Here is an 18183-nt window from a genome sequence, read left to right on the forward strand (position 1 = left end):
CATGCCTACGATGTGCTTCTGTCACTATCAATACCATTTAATAGTTGATCTCACTATCTTCTTATATCACGCCTTCTATCTCGTGACTACACTATTTGGTTCTTTAACCTTCTGACAAATCTTCTTCCGGGATCCGCCTTTGGATGATTTAGTGTTTTTTTATAACTAATCCCTAGACGCTTTATTGCATACTTAATACATGAGTCAATTATTCCTAATCTTTTAGCATGGCTATCTGGATGATCCAATATATCTCGTATTAACGCTTCTTTACTGAGCTTTTTCCACGGGTTATTCCTAGTTTTCTGAGGCTCTATCGCCTTCTTCCATCTACTTTAGGTTCTAATAGATATGTAGAAACTTAGATCTTCATATCTTCTGCATGTAATTTCATTACTTTCTTTCGAAATTGTAATGTCATTTTACCTCACATTTGTTCATATCTACTATATAGTATGCCATTTTATACTATCTTAGCTATAGTGGTAGTTATAAAAAAAAGCCTTTTCCTATCTGGGGGCAGAAAAGCGAGATAAATATCAAGAAATAATTAAAGACATACTGCCTCAAAACCTTGTATATATTGATGAGAGTGGCATCGAGCTTACCGCTTACAAAGACAGAGGATGAAAAAGTGAAAAACTTAAAAAGAGCGGTAAATATGAAACATTGTAGCTAGATATGTTAATCACAAGTCAATAGCACTTTTTCAACGGTTCTTGCAACACCGATTTTTAATTATTGGGTAGAACATTTTTTAATCAAAGGGTTAAGCCCCGGCCAATTTATGGTGATGGATAATGCTAGTTTCCATAAATCTCAGAGAGCATTAATTGAATCTGTTGGCTGTAAACTAATATTTTCGTATTCACCAGATATGAACCCGATTGAGAAATTCTTGGCTAAGAGGTGGATTAGAGCTCATATTAGTCATCTTGCGATGCTTTAGTTAAATTCTTCAATACGCACTCAACTTGATTTACTATATCTACGTTGCCTCAAATAAAGCATTTATAGTAGCGGAAATTTGATTTATAGAAGCTAAAAACTCGAGTCTCATGCTGACAAACTCAAAAAAAACGTTATTCTAAATATCTATGCAGGATGGTGGGTTTAGAGCGCGCATTACAATGCCTATCAACTATATTTTTACCTCACAAAGCTCATATATTTCTTTTTCCCCTTCCTTTTTGTAAATAATTTAGTGCTTTCCTTTATAAATCTATATTGAGTTATTTGCATTTTATAGATGCGCTATGAGGCTTATTATGTGTATTTTTTCAAACATCTATGCTCAATATCTTGCCGCCTAAATCATGCTGCCTAAGAGCAACAAGGTTGCCCAATTTTGTTTTGGGAGGTGCCAGGCATTATTGAAACACATGTTCGCATGCGAAAAAATGACGCAGCGCTTGATATGTTAGAAGCGCCAAATTAGCATATCAAATTCAATTTACATAGCAAATCATGGTATCATTTCTTTGGTATTTAAATTTATTTACTACGCGATCGCTCAAGAGAGGCTCGGATAATTATGCAAAATCAACACAACACTTGATCCTAATATAAAAATAACAACCTCAAGTGATTGGTCTCTGCTCGCCACATCCACTTGTTGCGAAAAAAGACCATATTAACTCACTAAAAATTCAAATATTCGTGATGCTAAGAAACATTACCTCAAAGCGTGTCTTCGAATATATGAATTGTGATATACAACATCAAACAAAGAGCGAAGACGCAACTAAGCTAAGCTCCATGCTATGCTGCCTTCACTTCTAATTTTGTACTAGGTGCGCATATTAAGCTTAAAACAGCAACTGTGGCATAAAAAGTACAATGGGTACATATAGTAGAGCATGCATGAAGAAGAGTGCCGGATACAGCGCCTGTGATGCATAGTACGAAGACTGAGCTATAGTAAGTCTGTAATTTGAACTTGGAACTAAAGCCAGAGACCATGATCACTGAAAAAATTGCGATAATCCACAAAGAGGTAAGATGTAAAAAATCAGCCACCATTCCAAAAGACATAACAGTAAACGAACCTAAAATGATATACAGAGAATCTAGATACCGAAATAATAAGATAAGGTCAACAGAAATCTATGACATTATTAACTAACTATAGTTATATATGAGAAGTTTATGAAACCCCTTGTAGTGTGGGCTGCCAAAACGATACACTAACCTTATTATAAATTCCGCGATAAGAACCATTTTTTATGTATTTATGTGCTACAAAGATATATAACTAATAGTTTTTAATAAACTGAGTTATCTATAACATATGGCTTTATAGCCTCTCATATATTATCTAATCTACATTATTACATTCTGAATTATACTCATTATTGCGCCTTAAATGTAGCTCTTCATTATATGGCGATGAATTATAAAATAATTTCATACCGTAGCTTACGGATGCTGATACTAAACCGAAAGCTTTTTGACATAAATTAGGGGCTAACCCTGTTGCTTGTTCTGAGACCATTACGCACAGTGTTGTGAGAGCGAAGCCTTTAGCTATTGCTTTCAATACATCAGTGGGCTGTGCATAACTTTCTATAGATATAGGGCCGTTTATTGATTTCAGATGACTACAAGCAGCAGAGACTAAAAAGCATGGCAATACTTGTGTTAACACATATTGAACAGCTTTCAGTGCTGTGCTGCCTTTAGCAAGAAAAGTTGTGTCAAGCATGTATTGTATTAGTGCATTAGAGCAGCCAACGACTAAGGTATGAATGGCTGTTTCTTGTAAGGTTATTTTTCTACTCATGAAGAATGTAATACAGGACATGGACGCCCCAGTTAGTGTGCCAATTATGAGATTGTACGTGGTATTATCAAGTGTAGACATTATGTAAAATATAAATAATTTTGTGATTAGAGGTTTGTGCGATGATCGATATCTCGTCTCATGTGGTTATCTTCCACTAAACGATTATAAGTAGATTTTTTAAAAAGTACAATTATAGCGGTTGCTAAAAATGCGATTATACTAATTATAGTATATGTATTATATGAAAGATTAGTTTAGGATTTTTCATAAAGAGGGGCTTGGAGTGAATAATTTCTTAATAACTAAGCTTTTGTGTTGAGGTATCCTAATAATTAGGAGTAAAGATGAAAAAGTGATGCATGATGAGATTGGTGATGAGGAGGTGCGGGTAGAGAAAATTGTTTCAAGGGATGGTGTGATGCTGAGCTCTGATCATGTCAGTTTTGCAAACAAATTAGTTAAAGGTTCGATAAATTTGCCTTCGTGCTTTTGAATCATCTACTCTAGTAGGCCGCTTTAAAATTTTTCAAATTACTGAGCTAGGATTGACATAAACGATTTGTTAGTTAACATTCCCTGCAATTTAGATTACGGTTTTTTTAAAAATGGCAACAAAAAGAACTTATCAGCCAAGCAAGTTAGCAAGAGCTAGGAAGTATGGATTCAGAGCTAGAAGTGCAACTAAAGGAGGTAGGGCTGTTTTGAGAAATAGAAGAAGTTGTGGAAGAAAGGCTATAGCTGTATAATGGATTCTTGCTTTGGGTACTTTTGGGAAGGATATTAGGGCTTTAAAGGCCTCTTCTGAGTATTCTGTTCTGCTCTCAAGTGGTTCTAGGTTTATATGCCCACTGTTTGTTGCGCTCTTTATTAAGGTGCAAGATTCTAATTCCAGTTTTGGTGTTATAGCTAGTAAAAAAGTAGGTGGAGCTGTTTCTAGGAATAGGTGTAAGAGAGTTTTAAGAGTTTGTGCAAAAAGGGTTTTAGCTCAGCTTTCGTCTTCATTTTCTGTAGTGTTTATATCTAGGAAGGCCCTTTCTGCATCCAAGCCTGGCTCTATATTGCGTTTTGAAGCAGAGTTAATTTCTAATCTAGCAGCGCTTTCTTGAAATATTTTTCAGCATGTTTATGTATGAGGTTGTTTTTTTCGGTTGTGAAAACGGCAATTATAGTTCTTATTCTTGCTATAATATGCATATATCGCTATATAATCTCGCCTGTAATGCCTAATGTATGTAGGTTTACTCCGTCTTGTTCATGCTATGCGGCTAAGGTAATAAGACAAGAGGGCTTTATTGGGGTCTTGAAGGCTATTAGGAGGGTCTTGTGTTGCAATTCTTTTTCAAGTGGAGGAGATGATCCGGTTTAATTTTTTTGGGATAATTTATGTCTGATCAAATCAGAATTGCTATTGCGGTTTTACTGAGTGCTATTGTCCTTTTTCTTTCGCAATATTTCTTTGCGCCACAACATAATAGTAAGCATGAAAAAGTGATGCATGATGAGATTGGTGATGAGGAGGTGCGGGTAGAAAAGATTGTTTCAAGGGATGATGTGATGCTGAGCTCTGATCGTGTCAATTTTGAAAACAAATTAGTTAAAGGTTCGATAAATCTTACAGGCGCGTTGTTAGATGATTTGGTTTTGAAGAATTTTAATGAATTGGATGGGTCGCAATTAGTGTTACTTTCTCCAAGTAACACTTCAAAAGAGTATTTTGTGGAATTTGGATGGGTAAGTGAGAAAGGTATTGAATTGCCAAGCCTAAATACAAAGTGGAATATATTAGATAATAGCGTAGATCACGTAAATTTATGGTGGGAGAATAATGTTGGTATTCGTTTTGAGATTAAAGTCTCTTTAGACGATAAGTACTTGCTTAATATTATTCAAAGAGTTGTTAATTTATCTGATAAAAATTTCACCATTAGAAGTAGATCTATTATAAAGAGAGTTGATGCGGGGGCTGAATCTTCTAGTATAATGCATGAGGGGGCTATAGGTTCCATAAATTCAACGCTAAAAGAGGTTGATTTTGGTAATTTGAAAGATGGAGAGAAGTTTACATATAAAGATAGTAGTGGTTGGGTAGGATTTTCTGATAAATATTGGTTAGTTTCATTATTTGCTGAAAACAGCTCTACTAAGATTAGTGGAGTTTTCTCTAATGATGCAGATGGTCGCTATAGGGTTAGTTATCTTCTTCCTGCGCAGACTATGGTTTCTGACGACTCATCGGTTACTAATTTTAATTTGTTTGTAGGGCCAAAGCAGCTAGATGTGTTGGATTACTATCAAGAAAAGTTTAATGTAAGCTTGTTTGATAGGGCTGTAGATTTTGGATTTTTATACTTCATAACAAAACCTATTTTCTTATTCCTTCACGAGGTATATTTGTTTACTGGTAATTTTGGCCTCGCCATATTGATATTAACAGTTTTAATAAAGGTGCTTTTATTACCGCTCTCCTATAAGAGTTTTATAGGGATGAATAAAATGAAAAAATTCCAGCCTCAGATACAAAAGATTAAAGAAAAATATGAAAATAATCCTATGGAGCTTCAAAAGGCTACTATAGAGTTTTATAAAAAGAACAATGTAAACCCGCTTTCTGGGTGTTTGCCTATCCTTCTTCAAATGCCAGTGTTTTTTGCTCTTTATAAAGTATTATACGTTACTATAGAGATGCGGCATGCCCCATTTTATTTTTGGATAACTGATCTTTCTGCAAGGGATCCAACTAGTATATTTAATTTATTTGGCCTTATACCTTGGAGTCCGCCTGAATTTTTGAAAATAGGTATTTTGCCTATTTTAATGTCTTTGAGTATGTATATACAGCAGCAAATGAACCCTGCTCCTACAGACCCAATACAGGCAAAAATCATGAAATTTTTACCAGTATTTTTCCTTGTTATGTTTTCATCATTTCCTTCTGGTCTTGTTTTATATTGGCTATGGAGTAACATACTTTCCGTATTACAGCAGTTTTTAATTAAACGCTGTATTCCTAGTGAAAAGTAGTTTGTGATGAGAAGAATAGTAGTGGCCATGTCTGGTGGTGTAGATAGCTCCACATCCGCCGCTATACTTAAGGCCCAAGGTTATGAGGTATTAGGCATTACTCTGAAGCTATATGATGATGGTCTTATAGAGGGAAAGAAGGGAGCTTGTTGTGCAGGGATAGATATACATGATGCGCAGGTGGCTGCGGAAAAAATAGGAATACCTCATTATGTTTTTGATTATGGTTCTAGATTTAAGGAGGAGGTTATAGATGATTTTGTAGATAGTTATTTAAGTGGGGAAACCCCTATTCCGTGTATAAAATGTAATCAAAAGATAAAGTTTTTGGATTTACTGCGTGCTGCGCGAGAGCTCGGGGCCGATTCTCTTGCAACTGGTCATTATGTAAGGAAGGTTGCTGGTGATTTGGAGGCAGAGCTTCATAAAGGTATGGATGCTTCCAAAGATCAAAGTTATTTTATGTTTACTACCACGAAGGAGCAGTTAGATTTTTTGCAGTTTCCAGTGGGTGAAATGAATAAATCTAGGACAAGGGAGCTTGCGAAAGAATATGGTCTAGAGATTGCAGAAAAGCCAGATAGTCAGGATATATGCTTTGTTTCAGATAATTATAAGAATTTTATAAAAAAAATCTCACCACTAGCAAATATTAAAGGTGATATAGTCTACAAAGATGGGAGAATTTTAGCAAGGCATGAAGGTATATCGAATTTTACCATAGGTCAGAGAAGGGGTATAGGGACCTTTGGTAATAAGCCACTTTATGTAATTTCAATAAATGAAAAGGAGAATCAAGTTATTGTTGGGGATAAAGAGGATTTGCTATCTAATAAGTTAAGTATTAGAGATATAAATCTACTTTCAAATTATATAAGTGAAGAAATAGAATGTACAGTAAAATTGCGTTCTGCTCATATAGGTTCAAAGGCAACAGTAAGTTTTGCAAATGATAAAAGGCATGCAAGCATAATGTTGCATGAGCCTTATGCGGGTATAGCGCCTGGTCAGGCATGTGTAATGTATGATGGTACAAGAGTTTTAGGTGGTGGATGGATTGCCAAATAGCCTAAGTTTCTGCATTATCTTTTGGATTAGTAGTTATTGAAAACTTTGGTTTTCTACTTTAAAATGCCCTATGCGTTTTCATAGCGGGTTGGTTATAAAAGATGTCTTTAAATGGTGCGCTATACTATCTGCTTATGCTGTCAATTTTTTCATATTTTTTTTACCATATAGCTCTGGGCGAAAGAGGAGTTTTGGAGTTTTTTAAGATTCGAGATATGATTTCGACTAAAGAGGTGGAGTTGCGAGAGTTAAATGAGAAAAATAGCTATCTTGAGCATATAATTTATAGCTTAAGAGCAGAGAGTATAGATTTAGAAATATTAGAAGAATTTGCCAAGCTTCAGCTTGGGTTGATGGGTAAAGATGAGATGTGTTTTATATTAAAGTAGGATGGATAATAATCAAATATTGGAATTAGATAAGAGTAAGACATTAAGGCCAACTGTTGAGGCGTTGGAGGAGATTTTATATAAACCAATTAATGTACTTGATCATGGCTTTATAAGGGTTATTGATTATATGGGTGATGATAGCGCTATAGTGCAAGCAGCAAGGGTTTCGTATGGAAAAGGCACAAAAAAGATGAGTCAGGATAAGGGGCTTATAAATTATCTAATGAAGCATGCTCATACAACGCCTTTTGAGATGTGCGAAATTAAATTACACGTTAAGCTTCCTATATTTGTGGCGCGGCAGTGGGTAAGGCATAGAACGGCTAATATTAATGAATATTCTGCTAGATATTCAATTCTTGATAAGGAATTCTATATTCCTTCTGCTGACCAGATTTCTTATCAATCTATTTCTAATAAACAAGGTAGGGGAGAGGTTTTAGATCACGAAGACTCTCAAAAGATTTTAGATATGTTAAGGCAAGATGCTGAGCGCTGTTATGAAAATTATGCATATATGCTTAATATAGATGAAGAAACGGGGGAAGTATTAGATGAATCTAGGAACGGTGTTGCAAGGGAGCTTGCAAGGATGAATTTAACATTAAATTATTATACACAATGGTATTGGAAGATAGATCTGCATAACTTAATGCATTTTTTAAAATTGAGATCTCATCATCATGCTCAATATGAAATTAGGGTATATGCTGAAAAGATGCTAGAAATACTAAAGCGTTGGGTACCGTGTGTGTATGATGCGTTTATTAATTATTCGAGTGGTTCATTTAATTTATCTAAAACTGCAATAAAAGTTATACATGATAGATTATCAGGGGTTCATATTTCAAAAGAGAATAGTGGGCTTTCTGCCAGGGAATGGGATGAACTGAAAGGGATTTTTCCAAATTTATGAATAATATTGATATTTTTGAAAGCACAGCACTATTTTGTACAACAAGTGGGGCTGGTGCGGCTTATGAATTTGCTGGTCTTGGTGATGAAAATGCGGCAGATAAGGCGGCTGTTGATTCTATTCGTTCTGTTTTGAGCATGCAGTCATATCTAAGAGCCCATATAGTAATAGGTGAGGGGGAGAGGGATAAAGCTCCTATGCTATATAGAGGTGAAATTCTTGGTAGTGGTGGTATTGAGGTTGATATTGCTGTTGATCCTTTAGAATGTACTACATCATGTTCTAAATTTTTAGATGGTGCACTTTCTGTTGTTGCAATTTCTGAAAGTGGTGGATTGCTGGAGTCTCCAGATGTATATATGGAAAAGATTGCATATAGTTCTAATTTACCTTCAGGTATCTTATCAATAGAAAATAGTTGTACAGAAAATATAAAACTGTTAGCTGCAGTTAAGGGGTGTTTGCCTTCAGAGCTTAAGGTGATGGTTTTAAATAGGGAAAGGCATAAAGGAATTATAAAAGAGTTAAGGTCATTAAATGTACGGGTAATACTAATAGAAAATGGTGATTTAGTGGGTGTAATAAGGGCGGCGTTGGGTGAGATTGATCTTTACATAGGTACTGGAGGTGCACCAGAAGGTGTTTTAGCGGCTGTTGCTATTTCTTGCATGAAAGGTAATAGAAATTTTTATTGTAAGTTACAGGGTCGTATTATGGGTGTTGACGAGATTGTCAAAAAGCCGTCTGTTCTTTCTATGACTGCGGTGACTGATTGTTGGGGTCTAAGGGGTTTTGAGAAAAATATGTGCCAAAGCGTTATATTTACGCCGAGTTGCGTAAAAAGAGTTAAATCCATATGTTGATAGAAGATGATGGAATAGTAATCTCTTTTAGAGAATTCCAAGAATCATTTTTGCTTGTAAAGTGTTTGTTGGCAAAGCACGGTGTTGTTGCTGGGCTTATGAGGAGAAGGGCTTTTAATGCTCATATTGGGAATTTTGTGAATGTAAAATGGAAGGCTAGGTTGCAACAGCAGCTTGGTACATATACATTTGATGTATATTTTGATGCTACTTGCCATTTATATCTAAACCCACTCAAAACAGCACTGATTGCCTCAGCTATAGATATGGTTTCATTAATATTGCAAGAACATGAGCCGCATCCATGTATCTATATAGTGCTTAAGAAGCTTATTAATTCTATGTCTTTTGAAAATAGAGCGGATTTTCTCCAAATTTATTTGGAATTTGAAAAGCAGCTATTATCTAGTGCGGGGTTTGGGCTTGATTTAGGGCGATGTGCTGTTACGGGGGCGGTGGATAATCTTGCATATATATCTCCAAGGTCTGGAAGGGCCGTGACAAAGGATGTTGGTAGTAAATATAGCAATGTATTGATCCCAATGCCTAAACCTCCTTCTAAACTTGAGGATTTTCTAGAATGGTTTGAGGTATTAGGTGCATTTTTAAAGCAATTATTTTCCTTCTTTAATACAGAGATTCCACATAGTAGAAGGTCACTCAACTTTATATTGAGCGAATTATGTAAATAGGTCATACTAGTAAATAGTCTTAGTGCTAATTTATTTTAGATGTCGTTAGAGCTTACTTCAGATAATATTTCTAAAATAAGATCTGAGTATAAATGGAAATTAAAGTGGGAGATAGAATATAATAGGGGCGGTACTAAAAGTTATAGTTGGGCTGAATTCGTATCTGCGAGATATAATATTACAAAAAAAAATTTTAAAAAAATATCTGATGTTGTAATAGCTCTAGATACAGAAAATTCTAGATCGTTAAATGAGCTTTTAGACAGAATCTCTAGTAACTTTCGTCAATTAGATATAGAGAAGGATTTACCTGATAATTTAAAGAGAGATCTTTATGCGTTAATTGAAAAATGTGCTGATCTAGACTTTTTAAAAGATGAATCTGTTTTAAAAACATTAGAGGATAGAAATTCCCTTATAAGGGAATTAGAGCCATATATAATGGTTTGTATTAATCAAATTATTATAGATGAGCTAACTATCAAAGTTGCTAGAGATGTGGCGGATCATTGGATAGGTGAAAAGTACAGCGAAGTTAGTATAGATACGGATGTTATAGAGCGCAGCGTACGCAATGAATTATCTTTCCCAAATATAAATTTTAATATTGTTGCAACATTAAAATATGCCCTACTTGATCATGATAAGGCAAATTTATGTAAAACTCTTAATACCTTTCAAGGTTTTTTTTATCAATTAATAAATAGGGTTTATATAGGATTGCACTCTCTTGATGTTTCTGTGTACATAGTTTCTTGTATCAAGACCATTAGTAGCAATTTACCTCTGTTTGAAAAGAGGAGTAAAATCAGAAAAGATTCAATTAAGTTATTCTCAAATATCATTAAGAGCAATATAATTAAATCTGAATTAGTAACCAGATTTATTGCTGAGATTTTAAAAAGTGCTAGCCTCTCTAAAGAATTTATAACTAGTTTTCAGGAATACATATCACTATTTTTATCAGGTGTTCTAAGCAATATTGAAAAATTAATAACAGAAACTCACTATATAATTTTCTTAAATATTATAAGAGATATTTCAATTTTAAAAATTAGCTTATCTTTTGTTGATAAAAGTAGAGCGGATATTATACGTTTAATGAGGCATTTAAGTGAAAATATTTCTCCTTTTAAAACATTTTTAGAAAAAGTGAATGTCTCAAAGGAAGAATTTATTCAGATTTGTGATTGTGTATTATCAATTTTAATAAAAGCAACCAGGCTACATATAATGTCTTTATTAGAGAAGAGTATTCCATTTGATAGGCAATTTGAATCTATTATAAAAATTTCACGTCAATTAACAACTGCTAATATTGATTTAATACGTACTTTTTTAAAAACTTTAGATATTTTTTCTAATGTATCTATAGCGTATTTAATAATTTTAGAAGAGAAAAATATTAAAGATCTTGCGAGTTTTATTATTAATATCTTCTTTAGGAATTTGCGGGATACGGAAACACATGTGCAAGCTAAGAATTTTATTAGAGATGTTATCTTTAGTATGATTGATATACTAAAGATATGTCTTTCCAATATCACAATTTCTATTTTTTTTAATTCATTTAAAGGTTTTTTATATCTTTTTCGCAGCCCAGAACAGCTGTTTAAATTAAAATTTTTAGAAACTGCTATAATAGCAAATATTACGGATATAGCCGTTCTTTTATTTATTAAAAGAGATGATAATATTCTAAAAATCATAGACTCGTTTAATAAATTGTGTCTAGAATTAAAAAAAAATAAAGAATTATTTATAGATTTTTTATCTGGTTCTTCTGATGTTTATTTGAAAAATTCTTTTCCTATTATAATTGATGTGTTAATCAAAATTATAAAGGACCATTTTTTATTAGAGAAAACTGAAATATCTTCTGTTTTAAAAAAAGATAAGATGCTCATAGAGCTTCTATCGAAAATTGATCTTTCTAATATTATTAAGCAACATAGGCAGAACATTAAAGAACTTTTTTTAAGTGTTGCAAATTCATACCAAGATCTAACTTCTATAGATAATTTTCAGAATTTTCTTCATGAGGTAGTGCCCATAGTTCTAGATATTATAGAAATTTTAACAGATGAGGGGTTGCTACGGGTAATAGGAGAATTATGTTATAATATTCAAGATAATGTAGATAATAATAAAAATTATTTGGCTCTTTTTTTAAAAAAAATCAGAGAAAATGGTCGATTTAATAGCTTATATATAGAAAAAATTATTCCTTTATTAAATAAGTATGAATTTTTCATAATAAAGTTGATTAATCATGCTATAGGTGATGAATCTGATATTTTTATAAATGCAAAAAATTTTCTAAATCTTGTAAAATCTCCAACTACTATAGCAAAATTATTTGAAGTATATGGAGTATATAGGGATAATAAAAGTATTTTTAGATTGTTTTATACGATCTTTAGATCTGGTCAAGAAATGAGATCAATATTATTTAAATTTATAAAGGATAAGATTATTATAGCATGTAATATAGATTTAATTCCTGGTTTTATAAAAAGATTTTTCTTTCAAGATAAAATGATATCTTATTTGGATAAGATATTACACAAAATTGATTATTATACTGATATTAATAAAGAAAATTCATTAGTTAAAAATTTTATTAATGAGAAAAATTATTCAAAGCTTTACATTGCTAATTTATCTCTTTTAAAGGCTAAGATCAGTAATTTTAATTTCGAATTTGCTATATTTCGTGATATTCAGTTCCTGGGTTGTGAGATATCGAATACTAATTTTTCTAATTTAGAAATAAGAGAAAATGTTGGGTTTGCTAACTCTAAGATAGATGTTTTTTCACTGAAAACTTTGATTTTAGCAATAAATAAAATGCATGTTCCTCATGTAGATATTAGTGGCGTTACACTTTTATTTCCTATCCATGAGAAGCAGAAAAAAGATTTGAATTTATTATATAAGGATCAAATTGGAAAAGAGATTATATTAAATACCATAAAAAAGCATCTTGCTTTATATCTCGCCCCACAAGGTAATAAGAAGGCAATATTGTTAAATATAGATAATGTATTATCAAATGTGCAGCCTTCAGATTTTTTGAATACATTATCAAAATTTTCACAAAAGGAATTAGATCGCCTCCTTTTTCTTTTATCTAAAGATGATTTTAAAGTTCAAGCAGTTGCTGATTTTATATATAAGGAGCCTAATTCTTTAGGTGAGGTCAGAGATAATATCAAATCCATTCTTGGGTTTATAGATAAATCTGAAACCAGTAACGAAAAAATATTGGAAGCTCTTTTAAATGATAAAGCTCAAAATGCGTTATTAAAGATTTTCATAAGCTACACGTATGAAGAGGATAAAAAGCAAATAATAGAGAGAAATTTTATTGATCTTTTATCAAATAAAGAAGGACTAGAGCTATTTGCTAGTTTTTTAAATGTTATGATTCAGCATAGTGAAATTAATATAGATAGGGTATTGCCGATACTTTCTCTTACTGATCATAAAAGAATGAGATTTGAAATGAATAAGATTATTATGATGAATTATAGAGATAAAGGGCGCTTGATATAAATTTGAGATATTAGTTTATATCCAAGATAGCAAATTAGATTTTTCTGCAAATTTAAAGTTCAAAAGGTGATCTGCCAACAATAATTCTTCAAAACAAAATGAAAACTCTGAATAAAAATAAAGCGACTTAAAAAAGAAGAGCGTTAAGTATCAAAAAATAGTTTAAGTGCCTGGTAATATACACGAATAAATTGGGCATAAAACAAAAGCACTCTAGTGTGCAATTTGCAGATTATTATTGAGAATAACTCACAAAAATCATAAACTAGCAACAAACCCCGCATCCTATCATGGCAATAATAAGGGGAGGTTTCATAAAAAAGTTAAAGATCTGAATCAATGGACGAATATATCATCCTGCTCATAGGATAATGGCACCAATATAATAAGCAATTTTTATTTCTTTATTAATATAGTTTAATTGCTAGTAAATATTTCAAACCCTGTTTCGGTCACTCCTACCGTATGTTCAAACTGTGCTGATAATGATTTATCCCTAGTAACAACTGTCCAACCATCACTTAATAGCTTTGTTTCATGCTTGCCCATATTTATCATGGGTTCTACAGTAAAAAACATTCCAGGCTCTAAGGTTATGGAATAATTTGGGTGATAATAGTGTAGTACATTAGGCTCTGCATGAAATTTTCTTCCTATACCGTGCCCACAATAATCTCTCACTACAGAAAATTTTAACCTCTCTGCGTGGTTTTGTATAACTCTTCCAATTTCATTTAGCTCTAAGCCAGGCCTAATCTTCTCTATGCCTAACATCATACATTCATATGCGGTTGATACAAGCTTTATAGTCATATTATTACAATGCGATTTACCGCCTACAAAAAATGTTCTACTACTATCACCGTGCCATCCATCTACTATTACTGTGATATCCACATTTATTATATCGCCAACTTTTAAGATTTTATCAGAAGGTATCCCATGGCAAACAACATGATTTACAGATGTGCAGATAGATTTTGGAAAACCATTGTAATTTAATGGGGCGGGAATAGCATTATTCTCTATGATCATTTTATGGCATAATTCGTTTATATAATTGGTTGTAATACCGGGTTCTATAATTTGTTCAGCAAAATCAAGAAGATCAGCCGCTAATTTGCCAGCCTTTCTCATTTTTGAAAAATCTTCTTGTTTGTGTTTTACTATTATATGTTGACTAATCATTATTGCTCCTCTTATCTTATATTAAAACTTAGTTTGGTATTTATGTGCGTCCAAAATAACCAATCTTTTCTCAAGAGCAAGATACTTGATCATGCTAAAGTTAAGGTTTTGGAATCTGGTTGGCTGGATGATATTCCGGAAACCTGCTCTGTTCAGGCTGGTTTAGATAAATCAATTGGTAGAATTTTATTTCCAGCGGGGACGGTTGATATTATAGGATTCTTCTTGTATTCTCTCGATTACCAAATGTTGGAGTCTTATAAATTATATGATAGCTCCAATCTTAGAACTCATGAAAAAATCAAGCTGTGCTTAAGCATAATTTTCAAGCTTATGTTGGAAAATAAGATATTGTTTCGTGCAACATTTAAGAAATTACTAAGTACATCGTGTTACCTTACTGGCATTAGGTATTTATGGCGGACTGTAGATTTGATCTGGAGCGAAGCCGGCGTTGATACATCTACTGATTTTAATTTTTATACCAAGAGGTCCCTATTAGCCGGGATCTATACTTCAATTGCGCTCAAATTACTTTACTCTAGAAATGAGCAAGATGTTGATGCATTGATCGATCGTGGAATTGAACTTTCCTCCGTAATAAAAAATTTCAAAGCAAAATTCTTTTTTAGTTAAATATGTTTAAACATGTTGCTGAATATGTTGATAAATTTGTTTCAGAACATTGCTTAAGAAATGGTTCTATTTTTGAGAAACTTGTATTTCATTGGGAAAAAATTGTTGGCGCTGATATTGGAAAGCTTTGCTTTCCTGTCAAATTAGTTTTTTCTAAATTGGATGCCAAGCTCATTTTGGGCGTAAGAAATAGTGGCTTCATACTTAAGGTTAAGATGTCTGAATCAATGATAAAAACTAATATAGCTTCATATTTAGGTCGTAACCTTGTCTCATCTATAAATGTTGTAGTTGTAAAACTTTCTTAATTAAGAAAGAAATTGATAGTTATACACTCAAATGTCTCGAATTTTTAGTTACAAGTGTTTCAAAAGGTGGATAGTTAACACGGTGCCATCTGTATTATGTACAGATGATGGTATGTATGGCAAATTTAAGATAAGGATTGGTCAGTATATCAGGCAAAAAAATATCCAATTAAAGAAGTGTGGGTTAAGAGTCCCAAATAAAGTAGCTGATAAAGGGCCTCAAATGTCAGAAATATTATAAAATCATATGGAGTGACCAGTATTCTTCCTCCATATTAACAGTCATCCAGTTTAATCTTTATATGTAGTAGGTAATCCTAATACCTAATATTAGTGCATATAATAATTTGATACTTGATAATTTCATGTACCAAATGTAAAAACCTAACTTCATGCCATGCTGCTTTATAAGGTGAATGAGTAAAGTTATCAGAAATTTTTCTATAGTTGCGCATATTGATCATGGCAAATCTACGCTAGCGGATAGGCTTATAGAATTGTGTGGTGGGCTTGAATCCAGAGAAATGACCAACCAAGTACTAGATTCTATGGAGATAGAAAAAAGAAGGGGTATAACAATAAAGGCTCAGACAGTACGCCTTAGGTATAGAGCTAGTAACGGTGTTGAGTATATATTAAATCTAATAGATACACCTGGACACGTTGATTTTTCCTATGAGGTCAGTAGGTCACTTGCCGCTTGTGAAGGTTCTATATTAGTAGTAGATGCAAGCCAAGGGGTAGAGGCTCAGACACTGGCCAATGCATATAAAGCAATTGAAAATGGACATGAGATAGTTGTTGCACTTAATAAAATAGACCTTCCTGCCGCAGATCCAGAGAAGGCAAAGCAACAAATAGCTGAAGTAATAGGAATAGATGCATCAGATGCTATCTTAATTTCAGCCAAGACTGGCCTTGGTATTGACAAATTATTAGAAGAAATTATAGCAAAACTCCCTCCACCAAAAGAGAGCGATGCTTCTGCGCCGCTAAAAGCAATGTTAGTAGATGGTTGGTATGATAAGTATCTTGGTATAGTAATACTTATAAGAGTAATAGATGGTACAATAAGATCTGGTACAGAAATCAAAATGTTATCGTCTGGTAAAACTTATAAAGTTGAAAAGGTAGGTGTTTTTACACCTAAAAAGGTAGATGTAGGATTTCTTTCTTGTGGTGAAGTAGGTTTTATAATAGCGGGAATAAAGGATGTTTCTGAATGTAGGGTCGGTGACACAATAGTAGATTCCACTAATCAAAATGCATCTGCTCTACCAGGGTTTAAACCTAGTCAACCTGTTGTATTTTGTAGTTTATATACTTCTGAAGCATCTGATTTTATAATACTTAAAAATGCTGTTGCAAAACTAGGCTTAAATGATTCGAGCTTTACTTATGAAATTGAAAATTCTAGTGCACTTGGATTTGGGTTTAGGTGTGGATTTTTAGGTCTTTTACACTTAGAAGTGATACAGGAAAGATTAGAGGCGGAATTTGGGCTTGATATAATTACAACAGTTCCAAGTGTTGTGTATAAAATTTGGATTAGATCAGGAAGTTTCGTATATGTGCAAAATCCTTCCGAGCTTCCAGACCCTACAAAAATCAATTACATGGAGGAGCCATGGGTTGAGGCAACAATTATGGTCCCTACTGCATATGTGGGTAGTATACTTGAACTTTGTACAGAGAAAAGAGGGGAGCAAAAAAGCATGAACTACAGTGGAACAATGGTAATACTTAGCTATTATCTTCCATTAAATGAGATTGTATTCGATTTCTATGATCATATAAAATCAAGATCAAGGGGGTATGCAAGCTTCGATTGGCAGATGCATGAATACAGAAGGAGTGACCTTGTAAGGTTAAACATACTAATAAATAGTGTTCAAGTGGATGCATTAGCATTGATTCTACACAGGAGTGTATCAGAAAGTAGAGGGCGTGAAATATGTACAAAGCTTAAGGATATAATACCAAGACATATGTTTGCCATACCAATACAAGCTGCAATTGGTGGTAAGGTAATAGCAAGAGAAACGGTAAGTGCACTTAGGAAAGATGTAACAGCCAAGTGCTATGGTGGTGATGTTACTAGAAAGAGGAAGTTATTAGAAAAGCAAAAAGAGGGCAAGAAGAGAATGCGCTCTGTTGGCAATGTAAACATACCTAAAGCTGCCTTTATTGCTGTCATTAAAAATAAATAGTTATGATAACAATTTAGTATGGCTGATTAGCTCTGATTTAAAACCTAAATATTTGGAAATTTCAATGAAAAATAATTTGGCTTTCAAGTGTTGTAAAGTTGTCAAATAATCTTTGTGAATATGCACAGGAGAGCATAAGCGGCCAAATGGTCAAGGGTACATATGATTATGTGGCATTGTCATAAAAAGGTAACCATTCAACATATTATAGCTAAAGCGTCATAAAAATGGCACATGATTAATTTTGAAAATAGCTTAGTTATCATTGAGTTAAGTTTAACAAAATTACTATTTATGTAATCATTTTATACCGCTTTAGCTATATTCCTACCCGTAATAAATATACTTATTTTCTATTTCGCATAATAACTATATGGTTTATATAGCTTTTGATGGTATCTCATAGCATAATAACTAAAAAACATTATAAAATATGGCGGTATACATTAGGCACTGTTAACAAAGGTTTTGCCAAATAATGGAAAAGATGCAATATTATATTGGAGGCGATAAATATGGTATTTAGATGGATAAAAGGTTGTTTCC

At 33.0% G+C, this 18183-nt stretch carries 19 protein-coding genes; 16 read left to right on the forward strand and 3 right to left on the reverse strand.

The genetic code is table 11. The annotated features are described in order from the left end of the window. Window positions 1-86: 86 nt before the first annotated feature. The gene (locus Cyrtocomes_RS06115) at window positions 87-317 is read right to left on the reverse strand and encodes an IS630 transposase-related protein (RefSeq protein ID WP_410519692.1); all 231 of its coding nucleotides are present in this window, start codon (window positions 315-317) and stop codon (window positions 87-89) included. A gap of 443 nt (window positions 318-760) precedes the next feature. On the opposite strand from Cyrtocomes_RS06115, the gene Cyrtocomes_RS02195 reads away from it, so the two are divergent. Continuing rightward, entirely contained in the window at window positions 761-949 is a 189-nt protein-coding gene (locus tag Cyrtocomes_RS02195; protein ID WP_410519693.1) for a transposase, read from the forward strand. Between the two features lie 1368 nt (window positions 950-2317). On the opposite strand, the gene Cyrtocomes_RS02200 is transcribed toward Cyrtocomes_RS02195, so the two are convergent. Beyond that, a complete protein-coding gene (locus tag Cyrtocomes_RS02200; protein ID WP_322497579.1) occupies window positions 2318-2803 on the reverse strand; it encodes a hypothetical protein in 486 nt (161 codons plus the stop codon). A 337-nt stretch (window positions 2804-3140) separates the two neighbouring features. Between Cyrtocomes_RS02200 and Cyrtocomes_RS02205 the strand changes: the two genes are divergently transcribed. The 11 genes from Cyrtocomes_RS02205 (at window position 3141) to Cyrtocomes_RS02255 (ending at window position 13295) form a co-directional block, all read left to right on the forward strand. Beyond that, the gene (locus tag Cyrtocomes_RS02205) at window positions 3141-3278 is read left to right on the forward strand and encodes a hypothetical protein (protein WP_322497580.1); all 138 of its coding nucleotides are present in this window, start codon (window positions 3141-3143) and stop codon (window positions 3276-3278) included. Between the two features lie 112 nt (window positions 3279-3390). Further along, window positions 3391-3531 carry a 50S ribosomal protein L34 gene (rpmH, locus tag Cyrtocomes_RS02210; RefSeq protein WP_322497581.1) on the forward strand — a complete coding sequence of 47 codons (141 nt, stop codon included), beginning with the start codon at window positions 3391-3393 and terminating at the stop codon, window positions 3529-3531. Between the two features lie 12 nt (window positions 3532-3543). Next, on the forward strand, window positions 3544-3891 hold the full coding sequence (gene rnpA, locus Cyrtocomes_RS02215) for a ribonuclease P protein component (protein ID WP_322497582.1): 348 nt from the start codon (window positions 3544-3546) through the stop codon (window positions 3889-3891). A gap of 29 nt (window positions 3892-3920) precedes the next feature. Beyond that, window positions 3921-4151, forward strand: coding sequence for a membrane protein insertion efficiency factor YidD (gene yidD, locus Cyrtocomes_RS02220; RefSeq protein WP_322497583.1), 231 nt, complete (start codon window positions 3921-3923; stop codon window positions 4149-4151). A gap of 17 nt (window positions 4152-4168) precedes the next feature. Then, entirely contained in the window at window positions 4169-5806 is a 1638-nt protein-coding gene (gene yidC / locus Cyrtocomes_RS02225; RefSeq protein ID WP_322497584.1) for a membrane protein insertase YidC, read from the forward strand. Between the two features lie 6 nt (window positions 5807-5812). Further along, a complete protein-coding gene (mnmA, locus tag Cyrtocomes_RS02230) occupies window positions 5813-6874 on the forward strand; it encodes a tRNA 2-thiouridine(34) synthase MnmA (protein WP_322497585.1) in 1062 nt (353 codons plus the stop codon). Between the two features lie 101 nt (window positions 6875-6975). Beyond that, window positions 6976-7263 (forward strand): FtsB family cell division protein, encoded by a 288-nt coding sequence (locus tag Cyrtocomes_RS02235; RefSeq protein ID WP_322497586.1) that lies wholly within the window; start codon window positions 6976-6978, stop codon window positions 7261-7263. 1 nt (window position 7264) lies between these two features. Beyond that, the gene (gene thyX, locus Cyrtocomes_RS02240; RefSeq protein WP_322497587.1) at window positions 7265-8182 is read left to right on the forward strand and encodes an FAD-dependent thymidylate synthase; all 918 of its coding nucleotides are present in this window, start codon (window positions 7265-7267) and stop codon (window positions 8180-8182) included. After that, on the forward strand, window positions 8179-9045 hold the full coding sequence (locus tag Cyrtocomes_RS02245; RefSeq protein WP_322497588.1) for a fructose-bisphosphatase class II: 867 nt from the start codon (window positions 8179-8181) through the stop codon (window positions 9043-9045). The genes thyX and Cyrtocomes_RS02245 overlap by 4 nt, the downstream gene beginning before the upstream one ends. Beyond that, window positions 9039-9737, forward strand: coding sequence for a DNA repair protein RecO (gene recO, locus Cyrtocomes_RS02250; RefSeq protein WP_322497589.1), 699 nt, complete (start codon window positions 9039-9041; stop codon window positions 9735-9737). Before Cyrtocomes_RS02245 ends, recO begins: the two co-directional genes overlap by 7 nt. Window positions 9738-9776: 39 nt before the next feature. Further along, window positions 9777-13295, forward strand: coding sequence for a hypothetical protein (locus Cyrtocomes_RS02255; protein WP_322497590.1), 3519 nt, complete (start codon window positions 9777-9779; stop codon window positions 13293-13295). Window positions 13296-13712: 417 nt separating this feature from the next. On the opposite strand, the gene map is transcribed toward Cyrtocomes_RS02255, so the two are convergent. Beyond that, window positions 13713-14483: a type I methionyl aminopeptidase gene (map, locus tag Cyrtocomes_RS02260; RefSeq protein WP_410519691.1), complete on the reverse strand. Its 771-nt coding sequence runs from the start codon at window positions 14481-14483 to the stop codon at window positions 13713-13715. A gap of 42 nt (window positions 14484-14525) precedes the next feature. Between map and Cyrtocomes_RS02265 the strand changes: the two genes are divergently transcribed. The 4 genes from Cyrtocomes_RS02265 to lepA all read left to right on the forward strand — a co-directional run bounded on the left by Cyrtocomes_RS02265 (window position 14526) and on the right by lepA (window position 17637). Beyond that, window positions 14526-15119, forward strand: a complete 594-nt coding sequence (locus Cyrtocomes_RS02265) for a COQ9 family protein (protein WP_322497591.1) — start codon at window positions 14526-14528, stop codon at window positions 15117-15119. A gap of 2 nt (window positions 15120-15121) precedes the next feature. Next, a complete protein-coding gene (locus tag Cyrtocomes_RS02270; protein WP_322497592.1) occupies window positions 15122-15427 on the forward strand; it encodes a DUF721 domain-containing protein in 306 nt (101 codons plus the stop codon). A gap of 31 nt (window positions 15428-15458) precedes the next feature. After that, entirely contained in the window at window positions 15459-15668 is a 210-nt protein-coding gene (locus tag Cyrtocomes_RS02275; protein WP_322497593.1) for a hypothetical protein, read from the forward strand. Between the two features lie 175 nt (window positions 15669-15843). Beyond that, window positions 15844-17637: a translation elongation factor 4 gene (gene lepA, locus Cyrtocomes_RS02280; protein WP_322497594.1), complete on the forward strand. Its 1794-nt coding sequence runs from the start codon at window positions 15844-15846 to the stop codon at window positions 17635-17637. Window positions 17638-18183: the final 546 nt, after the last annotated feature.

The sequence above is a fragment of the Candidatus Cyrtobacter comes genome, assembly GCF_034470605.1.
GTDB lineage: Bacteria > Pseudomonadota > Alphaproteobacteria > Rickettsiales > Midichloriaceae > Cyrtobacter > Cyrtobacter comes.